We start from the raw sequence: 13,764 nt of genomic DNA on the forward strand, positions 1-13,764 counted from the left end.
GTGCGCCCTAGCGCAGACCAGCCATCGCGTCAGCCAATTTGTCAATTGGCCCCAAATCAGCGAGAAAGGCTCTGGTCGCGCGCCCCGGTGCATCATTGCCCGTTATCTCGGATGAAACCAGTATCGCCACCGCTTGTTGCGGCCCGCCGAATATATTCCTCTTCAGCGTCTCCAGTTTGACGACGGAATTGCTGCCCGTCAGTTTGTCACCGATCCGGTAGAAGGAAATAACCTCGCGGACCACTGGCCCGGGCGCGATCAGTTCCGCAGCATCCCCACCTTCTGGCGCATCCAGAGAGCGGTTGCGCGACCAGCCGGAATCCGGAACCAGAGCGCCCTGCCCGTAGCCGACCATTTCCCGGCCCTCGCCCTGACGGTCATAGACTGCGATCGCCAAATCGACCTGATCGCCGGTAGCCTGATTGCGATACCGACCGAGCAGCTCGTGACTGGCTCCATCAAATTGCGGCTGCCATGGATAGAGCGGCTGATAGGAGACGATCTCCCAACCGGGCACTTCCGGCAGCACGATTTTCTCCGGCACCGGCGATGTCTGGGCAGCCAGCACCGAGGTCCAGAGCACGGGCACGAGGACGATCGCGGCAATGGCCGCCATAACGGGCATCGGCTTGTGCCTGGACGTCCCCTTGTTCTGGCGTTCCCGCAACGCATCGCCATCGATCATTGGATCATCGATGCTGCGATCAAAGAACGGCCAGCCAATCGCCATCACCAGGATCAGGACAAAGGCGAAAAAGAACCAGCCATAAAAAATATGGTCAAAGCCGGCCGCGAAATCCAGCGTCGTGTGATGGGCAATATAGATCGTACCAAAGGCCCGAATACCGTTTGCGATAACCGGCACGATAATCGCAGCAGCCATGAACAAGATCCGCCGGTTCCAGCTCTGAAAGCAGACATTGCTGACCAGCGCGCCATAAGCGAGCATGGCGATCAGAAACTTGATTCCGGAACAGGCCTCGGCAACTCTGAAATAACCGGTCGGGGTCGAAATGAATATCCCGTCGATAAAAGCAGGAATATTCGCCCAGCCCAGAAAAATCATCGACAGCTTCGCAGTCACCATCTGCAAGAATGGCACGATTTCCTCGCCGAACGGCACCAGGAAAAAGCTGAACATAAGAGGAAAAAACAGACCGCGTGCGACTGTTGGACCCAGCAATGTTACGACCGCGCCCTGCAACATCATCAGCAAGCCTAGCTGCCGCGCAAAGGCAACGCCAGCGGCTTGGCCGAGCAGCCATCCGAGCGAGGCAATTGCTATCAGGCCCAATCCCGGGAGCCAGATTTCCGGCACCAGTTTCGCAAGCTCTTCCTGCCTTTGCTGAACCAGCCAGATCAGGATCGGGATAATCAGCAGACAATGGTTATAGGTGGAAATCGTCCACCAGATTCTCACCATATCCGCAGCGTCGCGCCAGAAGACTGCCAGAATGGCGACGCTGACCAGCGCCAGCCATTTCAGATGTCCGGACCAGGCTGAAGAAGAAACAGCGGGCTGGCGTCCGCTCTGGATTTGATCCGCCGTGGTGCTCGTCATGCCGCTGCCTCCGTCACCCTGTCTTCGATAAATCCGCACAGAGCTGGCAGGCCGGCAAGCTGCGTTTGCCAGGAATATTGCGAATGGATCAATATTCTGGCCTGCTCGCCCAGCCGGCGGGCCCGGGTTGGATGGTCGAGCAATTCGCCCACCAGAAGCGCCTCATCCTGCACCGAGTCTGCAATCAGAAAATGTTCGCCGCTGAGCGCATCGATACCTTCTGCTGCACAAGCCGATGCCACCACCGGCTTGCCCATCGCCATCGCCTCGAGCACCTTGTTCTGGATTCCGCGCGCGATCCTCAGCGGCGCAACCACGACGTCTGCTGCCTTGATCCAGCTGCGAATATCATCCACCGGCCCAACGACAACGGTTCCGCGCTTGCCTTCCAGTTGCGTCACCTGTTGAGTGGGCGCCCGTCCAACGATCGCAAACCGCGCATCGGGAAAGCGCGCGAGAATCGCGGGCATTGCCTCTGTGCTGAAACTGTGCACCGCCTGCACGTTCGGCTGATAGTCCATCTGACCGGTGAACAGGATCAGCGGTCCGCGATTCTCAACATCTGCAGATCGCACGTCATCGCCCCCGTAGAATGCCAGATCAATGCCATTGCCAATCGCCCTCACCCGGTCACCGGACAGTCCGGACCGATCGCGAAACAGCGCCGCTTCCGCTTCGCTGACGAACAGGCTGGAGTCGGCCCGTTCCGCCACTGCCTGCTCAAACTGTTGCAGCAGTTGTCCTTCGCGGCAATTGATCCAGGCCATCGGCCCCGAACCGCTGGCGGCATAGCTCTCAAATTTCGCGCTATCGACATCGGCAAAGTCCATCACCACCCGCCCGCTATAATCCGGCGGAATGAACTGGGCCATTTGCCCTGAGAAAACGAAGATGCAGTCAATCGACCGCGTCGCCAGGACTTGGTCAACATAATCCTGGATGTCAGGGCTTTGAAAGGAAGTAAGAGAAACCGGATTTCCGGACAAAAGCGCTTCAATCCCCGCGCGCCATTTCGGCTTGTTACGCACGATGATTTTGCTGGACGCAAGGTCCGTCTTGCGGCCCCAATCGGCCCGCTTCTCCTCCTCGTCGTCGGCAAAGCAGGCAAGATGGACGGGTGCGATATCCATCAGCTTTTGCAAAAAATGATGGGACCGGATCTTGTCACCACGATTGGGCGGCCAGGGCACGCGGTGCGCCAGAAACAAAATATCACCCATTAACCAAGGCCCTTGGCAATATACGGCCCGATCCTGTTCGCAACGGCCAGCGGCAGACGCTGCCACAGGGCGACCTGCAGCCGGTATTTCGGACTCATCGGATTGACGTCTCGCGCTTCTTCCCCATCGATCGTCCGCGTCCCGTAGGACAGCGGCTGTGGTTCGAAGCCCCAGTTCTTTTTGAACGAAAATGCGCCGGTACCGACTTTGGAACGACCAAAATCGAAAGAGGTGCATCCCCTCTCCCTGGCGTGATTCATCAGCGCATAATACATGATATCGTTGGCCCGAAGCCGCCGCGCATCCCATGTGCCGCCGCCCCAATAGGGCATCACCGTCTGTTTATGATAGAGACTGAGAACACTGGCGACCGGCTGACCCGCGTGCAGCACCGTCAGAATATCCGCGTCCTCGCCAAATCCATCGAGCACCTCGTCGAACAGGGCTTTGGGAAATACGGGTGTCCCCAGATTGCGCACACTTTCGGCATAGACCGCATAATGGTCTTCCCGGTCTTCTGCTTGCGTTCCAACGCGCACGGTCAACGCATTTTTCAATCCCTTGCGCACCTCTGCCCGCTGTTTCCTCGGAATATCCAAAAGCTGACTCTCGTCGTCCTCAGCCAATGGTTTGACAAAGCCGGCATAGACGCCGTCAACATGCTTCCAATGATGATCGGGAACAGGCCCGCCGCGCAATTCAACGCTCGGGAAACTGTGGCGTTCCGCGAAGCTCCACGCCTCGTCGGCCAGCATCTGGATCGCCTGATCGCTACTGCCAAGGATGCCGCCGCCGACAGCAAAGCCTGAGGAAACCAAAGCCCGGCCGAATAGGCCCGAATGAATGAGATGGAGCGGCATGATGCCCTGCAAAGCGCCCTCACCGTCTTCGGCGATCAGATAGCGCCACTCATGGCCGCAGGCCTTGCTGACCGATACCATCCATGCTGGCCTGTGAAACGGGGTTCCGTCCGCAGAAGCAGCAACATAGGATTCGATTCGCGCCAACTCATTCGCGTCCGCGCTGTCCAGAACACGAACCGTCACCGACTTGGGCTTGAACGCCATGTTCATTGCATCATCCCCGCTTCCAGCGCTGCCAGTTCGTCGACTCTGCCCCATTTGAAATCCTGTCCGGCGCGCAGCAGTTTTGCGCGCATCTTTTTCAAGTTGGTGTAGTGCCGGATTTTCGATCGTACCGGCGCGTTTTTTACCCGGGGCTGTTCGGTATCAATTTCCCAGGGGTGAAAATAGAATATCGCCCCATGGCCGTCATCGCGCTGCATTTTTCGAATGGATCGATCATATAATGCATAGGGCAAAAGCCGGAAGAATCCGCCACCGCCAGCTGCGAACACGCGATCGCCCAGCCGCACCGTCGTCACCGGCAATTCGATAAAATCGGATTGCGCGACCGGCTTCCAGGCAAATCGCGGCGACCCGGCCCAGCCATAATGGTCATGGTTTATTGGCGCGACGCTGGACGAATAGACATATCCTTCTTCAGCTAGAATCTGATGCGCCCAGGGCGTCCGCTGGTCGATCGAGAAACTGGGCGCTCGATAGCCGAGCACGCGCTGGCCGGACGCGTCTTCCAAAATCTTGCGGCTTTTATCCAGGTCGGCCCGAAATTGATCCGCCGACATGGTGAATACCCGGGCATGATCGTAGCCGTGGCTGGCAATTTCGTGCCCCGCCGAAACGATCTGCTGCATCAATTGCGGATAGCGTTCTGCCACCCAACCCAGAGTGAAAAAGGTCGCTTTTATTCCGGCCTCATCGAACAGCGCCAGGACCGCCTCGGTGTTGCGCTCGACCCGATGCTGCAGTTGATCCCAGTCCGCGCGATCGATGACCGTCTCAAAGGCTCCCACCTGAAACCAGTCCTCGATATCGACCGACATGGCATTGAGCAAAGCATCCGCTTTTCTCGCCGTTACAAAAGATTCAGGCTGCGCGTCCCGCATTATTATAGCTTTCTTTGCTCCGGACATCATTCTCGACCCATTCTACGAGCATGGTCAAGATACGGTGCAGATTCTCTTCCTGGCCATCCATGCGCGTTTCGAGCAGTGACAGCCGTTTTTCCATCATGTCGAGCCGCTGGACAATTTCTTTGTCAGCTTGCGGTGACTGCATCTTTGCGGGGGCAGCCGCTGCCGTTGATTGGGAGTCCGCCTCGGGCAACTTTTGGTCCGGCGGCGCGGGCTGCGCTGGCGCTTCCGGCTTGAGGAGATTGACGACGTCCGGCTCTGGCTTGAACTCTGGTTCTGCCTCCGGTGCCGACGAACTCGCCGCTGCTTCAGCTGTCTGTTCAGCGGCCCGTTGATAATCCCGTTTCGGTTTTTCCCACAGCGGGTTCCTCGGTTCTGTTGCCGCACTGGGTGGCGCAGCAATTTCGACATCCTCTCCTTTCAGGTCAGCAAGCACCCTTTCAACCAGCGGCTGATCGATCGTTTCAGCATGCTCGATAGATCCCATCAGCAAAATCCGGCTCATCAGCGCGTTGATCTTGCGTGGAACGCCGTCGGTTTCAGCATATAGCATCCGGAACACACCCGAAGTAATCTTCGGCCGGCCCGACCATCCGCTCTTGGAAAGCCGATGGGTTACATAGGGTTCGATTTCCTCGGGACCCATTGGCTCCAGATGATGATGCGCAATGATCCTCTGACGCAATTGTTCCAGCTGGTTGGAGTTTTGCAACATGTCGCGAAACTCTGGCTGGCCAAGCAGAAAAATCTGCAGCAAAGCCTGTCCGCCAAGCTGGAAATTCGACAGCATCCGCAACTCTTCAAGCGCTCCTGCCGGAAGATTTTGTGACTCGTCGACGATCAGCAGACAACGGCGACCGGCACGCGCTTCGGCATGCAGGAATTCCTCAAACGCACTGAGCAACTGAGCCTTGTCCATATGGTCAGTATCAATATCGAAATGATTGGCCGCCACGCGCACGATATCTTCGCTGTCGAGCTTCGTTGTCACGATGTTTGCGGCGGTCAGACGCGCCTTGTCGATCGTGGCCATCAGATGTCTGACCAGAGTGGTCTTGCCCGCTCCCACGTCACCGGTGATGACAATGAAGCCCTCGCCCTGCGCCAGGCCATAGCCAAGATAGGACAGCGCCTTGCGGTGGGTCAGGCTCTCGAAATAAAAATGCGGATCGGGAGTCAGCTGAAAGGGCCGCCCATTCAATCCGTAGAAACTAGCATACATACTCGTATCTCCGATCATCACCGATGATGATGTTTTTAAAAATCATATCTGAGCCCCAGCAAGGCGGATGCGGTAAGTGCGCTGTCAAAGCCATCCTGCTGAAAACTGTCCAGACCGACCGCTGCGGTACCCTGCAGACGCGGCAAAATCTGGCGATAATAGGCAGCATTGGCCCCAATCCCTAAGACATTCGGCGCATCGACAAAGCCGCTGTCGAGCAGATTGGCGTAGAGATTGGCGTCAAAGCTGGAATAGGCATCGAGTTCCCGGCCAACCGAAAGATTTGCATAGTAATTTTGATCGACCAGACCGTCTACTGCAGACACCGCGCCCAATTGTGAGGCGAAATAGCTGCGCCGCGCATAACCCAACCCGAGGCCGGTATTCCAGCCACCAGTATTGTAAGTCAACTGTCCGTTGACCCCGCGCGCCCGGAAGGACGATGCCGCCGCTGATTGCAGCACATCGTTAAAGCAGAGGCTGCTCGTTTCACCAAAGGCACATCCGTTCAGTTCACCACTGAGAGGGTTGCGCGAACTGGAGAAATTGGTTCCCAAACTGGCCAGATTGTCATTCAGCAAATTGCCGAAGCCGGACACCGTATCATAGACCGAGATATTCAGCGCCATGTTCTGATTGGGCTGATAGGCAAAGCTTCCGAAGTAGGTTTCGCTGCCATAGCGCTGACCAACCCGTGCTTCGAGCGAGGTGCGACGGCTGGGCCGCCACAGAACACCGGCATCCCAAAACACACCATCCTGATCATAGGACAGCAGTCGAGGCGATGTTTCATCGGTGACCAGCCGGCCGTCATCTCCGATGACCGGGACGCCATTGGCATCCCGCACCGCATCGCGTTCAGAAATTTCTATATCTTCATAGCCGACACCGCCAACCAGAGCGAGCGTTCCGGAGACCGGCACGGTCACGTCGGCGCGGACATGTTTCGCATCAAAGCGCTGGTCCAGCTGCCCGCCATCTTCCCGGTCCCAGCCGGCACTAACGGCCCAGCCGACCGGCAATTCACCGGGCTTCATGCCAACGCTCAGACTGGCCGACTGGCTGACACTATCGTCGAAGACGTCAATCGGGATCTGGCCCGGTGGCAAGGCACCAGTGCTCTTGTTTTCTACCTTGGTGTAGCCAATCCGATAACCCGCATTGACGTCAAGCGCGCCGACTTGGGTCGAAAGGTCCGGACCGGCATAGACCGAGTAGACCTGAGTCACATTGTCGATATTCCCGACCGTATTCGATGGTGCTCCGCCGCGCAGATCGACGCGGCTACGGGTCGCAATTCCACCAGCTTCCAGAGACAGGAGATTGGGCACGAGTTGCACCCTGCCGCGCGCCAACCCGGTAACGATATCATCGTCGCCCAGATTGTCCTGATAGTAGAATCGACGTTCATAGCGCACATTCAGCTGGGCTGCGGCATTGCGGGTCTGGATCGACGTATCGACACCGGCAGCAACCGACGTATAGGTAAGCACATCGCTGCCATCTTTCAGATCAGCGACGAGCACCTGCTGGATTTCGATATAGGGCGCCACGTCGGCCTTGCGTTCACGGGCCTCAGCTGCGGGCGCAGCGAAGCCAAGCAGAGGTAGCAACACACTCCCATATTTCAGGACATTTTTAGTCATAGGCGAGGTCATGGGTCACTCTCCATATCCGTAGTAGGATCCAAAGCGCCGTCCGGTTGGCGAAAATTTCGTGCCATTCAGAAGCAGTTGGATATGTTCACATCCGCCCATCAAACTGAGCGCATCGCGCAAGGCGGTTTCGGTTGTTTCGTCCGCTTTGACCACCATGACGACCTGGCCGACATGGGTTGCCAGCACCGAGGCCGGAGATGCCGACAAGGCTGGTGGTGAATCGAAAATCACGATGCGGTGGGGATTATTTTGCGTCAGACGGTTGAGCACCTGCTCCGTCCGCGAAGATGCCAGATATTCGGTGTCGGCGTTGGTCTGGTCGCCTGCTGGCAAGATGGCAAGACCAGGAATATCCGTATGAATGATACAATTTTCGACGGGCAGCTCAGGATCGGCCAGCGCGTCCATCAGACCCTTGCTGCCTTCCAGCCCGAGGCTGGACAGGATGCTGGGCTTGGCGAAATCTGCGTCTACCAGCAGCACCTCATTATCCTTCTCTGCGGCAATCGAAAGAGCCAGGTTCAGGGCGCAGAATGTCTTGCCTTCGTCAGGATGTGCCGAGCAGATCAATATCCGCTCACCATGGCGAACCGGCGCGGTCTTCTGGCTGCCCTTTGCGGCCAGAAGCAACTGGCGTTTGATGATTCGGAATTCTTCGGAAATACCGGTCACTGGTCCGTTGGGCACGATGAATCCGGCTTCGCGGAGCTTGTCGCGATCCACAATGACCCGCGGACCGTCATAAGTTTCGATTGGCCGCGGTGTCACCGGCGTGACGGGCCGGACCTCAGCACGAGGAGCCGCATCATCCTGCGCACTGCGGCGCTGGTCGCCGGTTCGGATGGCCGGGATATAGTCATAGACCTCCCCCGCTCTTTCGAGCAGCGATCCAGGCTTTCTGGGTGGGTTGAAGTTGTTCATATCTGCTTCCTCAAGCGACCATTCCGCGCTGGATAAATTCGACAATCATCAGCATCCCGAAAACGCCGAATAATGCGCCGCTCGTGCCGTAAAAAATCCGCAGTTTTTTCTTCTGTATCGCCCGCTGAGCGTTGGTCAGAATCTCCGAAACTGAGCCGATCACCGGCAGACCGCTGGCTTTTTCCAGCTTGTCAGCGGTTGGATAGGTTGTTTGCAACTGGCCCAGAGCAAAGGCCGTACCGATACCGCCGCCAATACCGGCGATCAAAACCACGGCCAGCAATAGCGGCCGATTCGGGGCTGCCGGAGAGCGCGGGCTGGACGGCGGGTCAATCACACGAAACTGGACCGAGTCCGTTTCCGATTCGACCTGACCACGCAATTTGATTTGCTCCCGATCGGCCAGCAGCTGGTCATACTGGTTCTTGAGCACCTCATAATCGCGATTGATCCGCGACATTTCCGCAGCCACCCCCGGCTCCATCGTCTGTTTCGATGCCAGTTGGGCCATGTCCGCCTGCAGCGCATTTTTCCGCGCCTGCAATGCAGCGATGCTTGCCTGCCGTTCGGCACGCATGCTCTGCAGCGAACTATAGGCTGGATTTGGGGTCTGATAACCACCTCCTCCAGCCGGTTCTTTTGCTGCCTGGCGTCGGAGCGCAGCAATTTCGTTTTTCATTGATATCACGTCAGGGTGGCTGTCGGTCCAACCGCGTGCGCGCGCAGCGGCCAAGTTTGCCTGTGCCTGAGCGAGTTGGCCACGGGCGCCGCCAGCGCCCACCCCGGGCGTCGCCAATGTCGGAGGCGTTCCCGACAGCTGGCCATTCAATGCGGCCAGCGACGCGGATGCCTGACTGATTTGCGAATCAATCTGCGCCAGTTCGGCCCGGGCGGCTTCCATGCGCTGGCTGATCGAGCCAACACCCGGCAACAGCCCCAGATTTTCTGTTTCGAACTGAACCCGCTTCTGTTCCAGCTCCTGAAGGTCTTTTTCCCGCTCGGCGAGCTGGGCATCCAGAAACTTGATCGTCTGGCTGGTTTCAACGCGGTCACCGGACAGATTTTCCTCGACAAATATGTCGATCATTTTCTGGACGATATCGCGGGCCAGAACGGCATTTTCGGCATCAGAAAGATTTGTCGCCGAGGATTTCGCCGTAATCTCGAACAGATTGTCTTTTTCGGATTTTATTTCGATGCTCTTGCGCAGCATCTCGACTTTGCTGGCAAGTTCGCGGTCCGTTGATACCGACTGGTTGAGCGCGGTGCCGCGGACAACTTTTTCCAGATTGATGGTGGAAGCGAGCGTTTCCTGGACGCGCTCCATATTCTTCTTGCGCTCCCGCGCATCGACCCCGACCTTGTCGGACAGGATCGATTGCATTTCGGCGGAAATGCGGGCTTTCGATTCATAAACATTGGGGATCAGTGCGACGACAAGCCAGCCCAGCAAGCAGAGAGCCCACGCAACCGCGAGTGCAAGCCAGCGTCGATTCCAGACGCTGTACACCGCAATTTTAAATTCGTCGTAGAGACCGTTCATATGTTCGTTCGATTCCTGTGAAAGAGAGCCAACGGCAGATTAAAACATGCTTTCCGGGATGATGATCACGTCTCCAGGACGCAGCATGACATTGGCGCGGGTTTCGCCCTTCTTCATCAAATCATCGATCCGCAGGGCGAATTCCTTCTGCTTGCCGGTGCCGCGATCAAAGCGGATCAACCGGGCACGGTTGCCCGATGCGAATTCCGACATGCCGCCCACCGCGATCATCGCGTCGAGCAGGGTCATATTGGCCCGATACGGGATGGACGCCGGCTTTTCGGTCGCCCCCACGATGCGGATTTGCTGCGAGAAAGTGCCGGAGAAATTGTTGACGATCACGGAGACCAGAGGCTCATTGATATATTGCGACAATTGCAGCGTCAGATCCTGCGCCAGCATCGCCGGTGTTTTGCCGACTGCAGGCATATCGGTAATCAATGGCGTGGTGATGCGGCCATCAGGTCGAACCTGGACTTTCGCGCCGAGTTCCGGATTGCGCCAGACGAAAATGGTCAGCTCGTCCAGCGGACCAATCACATATTCTTCACCGGGACCTTCCTGCATGGAGACAAAAGATGCCGGCGGCAGCTGCGGTCCGCCGGAACTACCCGAACAGCCAGCGACTGCCAGTGACGCCATGCCAGCACCGACCATCAACTTCGCCAAACGATTGTTTTTCATACCAGAACGCATTTTTCCACCTCGTATAAAACCTCTGGTAAATGGCAGTAATCCGGCGGAAAACAGCCATTCACGCAAAGTCACAACGTGGATATGATGGAAAATAGTGAATATAGCGTTAGGATTTGCTGAATTTGCGATTAACGCTAACAACCCGTTACCGAAGCCAACGGCATTGAATTATTTGACTAATATCTCGCTGGCTGGTCCCTGGCCAAGGAAATTGGCAGGGCTTGCAGTGGCACCATAGGCTCCTGCACAGAAGATCGCGACGACGTCACCCACGCTCGCCTTTGGCATAGCGGCATTGTCGCTCAAGCGGTCGAGCGGGGTACACAGACAACCGACGATCGACACCGTTTCGGCAGGCTCTTCCTCGAATCTGTTTGCGATAGCCGCTGGATAATTGCGCCTCACGACGGTTCCGAAATTGCCGCTGGCAGCCAGCTGGTGATGCAAACCACCGTCGGTAACGAGGAAAATATGCCCCTGGCTTTCCTTGCGGTCAACGATACGGGTCAGATAGACACCGGCTTCACCCACCAGATAGCGGCCCAGTTCGATGGCAAACTGGGTAGACGACAGAATATCCGGCAATTGTCTGAGCTGCTCGGATAATGCATCGCCGACCTTGATGATGTCCAGCTGTTCATCACCCGGAAAATAGGGAATACCGAAACCCCCACCCAGATTGACATGCTCCGGCGCACGCCCGATGGCCTCCGCCAGATCAGCCGCAAGCGCCAGGGTTTGCGACTGTGTCTCGATGATGGCGTCCGCGCTCAACGCCTGTGAGCCGGCAAAGATGTGAAACCCGCGCCAATCTGCGCCAGCTTCCAATATTCGTTTCACCGTCGGGGCCACCAACTCGATATCCATACCGAATGGCTTGGCGCCGCCGCCCATTTTCATTCCCGATCCCTTGAGATCGAAATTCGGATTGACCCGGATCGCCAATCGCGGCGCTTTCCCCACGGCTGAACCGATCTTCAGAGCCCGGTCACATTCGCCGGGCGACTCGAGATTGATGGTGACGCCAGCCCGGATCGCTTGCTCCAATTCGTCATCCCTTTTGCCCGGGCCGGCGAAGCTGATATGCGCCGGTTGTGCGCCGGCGTCGAGGGCCATGCGCAATTCTCCGCCTGAGGCAATATCGATCCCATCGGCCAAACCCACCATATGGCGGAGCACTGGCTGGAACGGATTGGCCTTCATGGCAAAGTGAAGATCCAGACCGTCAGGCATAGCGGCCCGCAGTTGCGCCATCCGGCTGTCAAGCATGCGGGTGGAATAGACAAACAGTGGCGAACCATGTTGCGCGACGAGCGCACTAGCGGTCAGGCCACCGATTGCAAGCTCACCATCAATCGCTTCATATCCGGACGGGATCGGCCCGGTGGGTTTGGTCTTAATCATTCAACATCCATGCTGGCCAGTAAATTGCGATCCAGTTTCCCGTTCGGATTCTTCGGGAATTCGGACAGCAGGACGATATCTCTGGGGTGCATAAAATTCGGTAAATTTTGCTTTAAATAGTTTTCCAGTTGAGCGGTGAGCGCATCGGTTTCGGACATATTTCCAACCGGCCGGACAAACAAACGGATGGCCTGGCCAAGCCGTTCATCGGGGACGCCCAGCGCAACCGCTTCGGCAGCAATGCCCGATTCCACGGCACTTTCCTCAATTTCTGTAGGGCTGATACGGTTGCCGGAGCTTTTGATCATGGCATCATCGCGGCTTACGAAATAGAGCAATCCATCCTTGCCGCGCTTGACGGTATCACCAGAGAAAGCAGCGGTGCCGCCGGACGTCGCGGCTGCCGGTGCGTCCTTGAACCGTTGGGCCGTTCGTTCGGGATCATTCCAATAGCCTTGCGCTACCAGGGGGCCGCAATGGACCAGTTCGCCCGGCTGATCAGGCGCGGCAATGGCACCGGTTTCATCGACCACCAGAATTTCGGCAAACGGGATCGCCGTGCCCATGCTGGTGGGATTATCGTCGATCAGCGAGGGATCAAGATAGGTGGAGCGGAACGCTTCGGTCAGGCCATACATCGCATAGATATCGGTTTTTGCGCCAAAAATCGCGCGCAACTGTTTGACCAGTGTCGGGGTCAGCGCTCCACCGCTGTTTGTAAGCCGCCGCATCGATGCAACCGCTTCCTCAGGCCAGTCTTGCTCGACCAGTTGCACCCAGAGCGGCGGCACCGCTGCTAGGGTCGTGATCTGCTCACGCGCACAGACTTTCAGCACATCGCGAGGCGTCAGATAATCCAGCGGTACCGCACATCCACCCGCCGCCCAGGTGGACAACAACTGGTTCTGGCCATAGTCAAAACTCAGCGGCAAGACGCAGATCGTGCGGTCATCGGACGATAGCTTGAGATAATCCGCGACACTTAGTGCGCCGAGCGTAAGATTGGCGTGGCTGAGCATCACACCCTTTGGCCGACCGGTTGAACCACTGGTATACAGGATGGCCGCCAAATCATCGATATTCGTCGTTGCGGCACTGGGTTCGACCGGATTGACGATTGATTCCAGAGCGACCTCGACCGCCTTGTCTTCGAACAGGCTCCACGCCGCATCGTCGCCGCTGTCCGCCAGCGTTTTCAGGCGTCCGCTATTGCTGATCAGCAACCTGGCCCCGCTATCCGCCATGATATAGGCAACCTGAGCCTGTTTCAGCAGAGGATTAATCGGCACGTGCACCAGACCGGCTCGAGCAGCAGCCAGCGGCATGAGGCAGGCCAGTTCGGTTTTCGAGAGCCAGGTCGCCACGCGATCGCCCCGGACGACGCCTTGAGCCTGCAGCCATGACGCCAGCAAAGCGATACGATGATTTAACATCTTGTAGTTAAGGGTACCGGAACGCGTCACGAGAGCGCTCGCATCCGGATCCTTGCCTATAGTCAAATGGTCGAGCGGAAATGCGGCGGTTTCGGGAGCAATATTCAATGTTT

11 protein-coding genes are annotated in these 13,764 nt (G+C 57.3%); all 11 read right to left on the minus strand.

The window, feature by feature from the left end; translation table 11 throughout:
• Nucleotides 1-7 precede the first annotated feature (7 nt).
• A complete protein-coding gene (xrtA, locus tag ACN0WW_RS10185; protein WP_417612050.1) occupies nt 8-1,561 on the minus strand; it encodes an exosortase A in 1,554 nt (517 codons plus the stop codon).
• Nucleotides 1,558-2,781, minus strand: coding sequence for a TIGR03087 family PEP-CTERM/XrtA system glycosyltransferase (locus ACN0WW_RS10190; RefSeq protein WP_417612052.1), 1,224 nt, complete (start codon nt 2,779-2,781; stop codon nt 1,558-1,560). Before ACN0WW_RS10190 ends, xrtA begins: the two co-directional genes overlap by 4 nt.
• On the minus strand, nt 2,781-3,854 hold the full coding sequence (locus tag ACN0WW_RS10195; RefSeq protein WP_417612054.1) for a FemAB family XrtA/PEP-CTERM system-associated protein: 1,074 nt from the start codon (nt 3,852-3,854) through the stop codon (nt 2,781-2,783). Before ACN0WW_RS10195 ends, ACN0WW_RS10190 begins: the two co-directional genes overlap by 1 nt.
• Nucleotides 3,851-4,747, minus strand: coding sequence for an XrtA system polysaccharide deacetylase (locus ACN0WW_RS10200; RefSeq protein ID WP_417612056.1), 897 nt, complete (start codon nt 4,745-4,747; stop codon nt 3,851-3,853). The genes ACN0WW_RS10195 and ACN0WW_RS10200 overlap by 4 nt, the downstream gene beginning before the upstream one ends.
• Nucleotides 4,728-5,996 (minus strand): XrtA/PEP-CTERM system-associated ATPase, encoded by a 1,269-nt coding sequence (locus ACN0WW_RS10205; protein ID WP_417612058.1) that lies wholly within the window; start codon nt 5,994-5,996, stop codon nt 4,728-4,730. The genes ACN0WW_RS10200 and ACN0WW_RS10205 overlap by 20 nt, the downstream gene beginning before the upstream one ends.
• A 35-nt stretch (nt 5,997-6,031) precedes the next feature.
• Nucleotides 6,032-7,654 carry a hypothetical protein gene (locus ACN0WW_RS10210; protein WP_417612060.1) on the minus strand — a complete coding sequence of 541 codons (1,623 nt, stop codon included), beginning with the start codon at nt 7,652-7,654 and terminating at the stop codon, nt 6,032-6,034.
• 3 nt (nt 7,655-7,657) lie between these two features.
• Nucleotides 7,658-8,575, minus strand: coding sequence for an AAA family ATPase (locus ACN0WW_RS10215; protein ID WP_417612062.1), 918 nt, complete (start codon nt 8,573-8,575; stop codon nt 7,658-7,660).
• A 10-nt stretch (nt 8,576-8,585) separates the two neighbouring features.
• Nucleotides 8,586-10,118, minus strand: coding sequence for an XrtA system polysaccharide chain length determinant (locus tag ACN0WW_RS10220; protein WP_417612064.1), 1,533 nt, complete (start codon nt 10,116-10,118; stop codon nt 8,586-8,588).
• Between the two features lie 39 nt (nt 10,119-10,157).
• Nucleotides 10,158-10,775 (minus strand): XrtA/PEP-CTERM system exopolysaccharide export protein, encoded by a 618-nt coding sequence (locus ACN0WW_RS10225; protein ID WP_417612147.1) that lies wholly within the window; start codon nt 10,773-10,775, stop codon nt 10,158-10,160.
• 207 nt (nt 10,776-10,982) lie between these two features.
• The gene (locus ACN0WW_RS10230) at nt 10,983-12,218 is read right to left on the minus strand and encodes a pyridoxal-dependent decarboxylase, exosortase A system-associated (protein WP_417612066.1); all 1,236 of its coding nucleotides are present in this window, start codon (nt 12,216-12,218) and stop codon (nt 10,983-10,985) included.
• Entirely contained in the window at nt 12,215-13,759 is a 1,545-nt protein-coding gene (locus ACN0WW_RS10235) for an acyl-CoA ligase (AMP-forming), exosortase A system-associated (RefSeq protein ID WP_417612068.1), read from the minus strand. Before ACN0WW_RS10235 ends, ACN0WW_RS10230 begins: the two co-directional genes overlap by 4 nt.
• Between the last annotated feature and the right edge of the window lie 5 nt (nt 13,760-13,764).

The sequence above is a fragment of the Parasphingorhabdus sp. genome (assembly GCF_048269865.1).
In the GTDB taxonomy this organism is placed as follows: Bacteria; Pseudomonadota; Alphaproteobacteria; order Sphingomonadales; family Sphingomonadaceae; genus Parasphingorhabdus.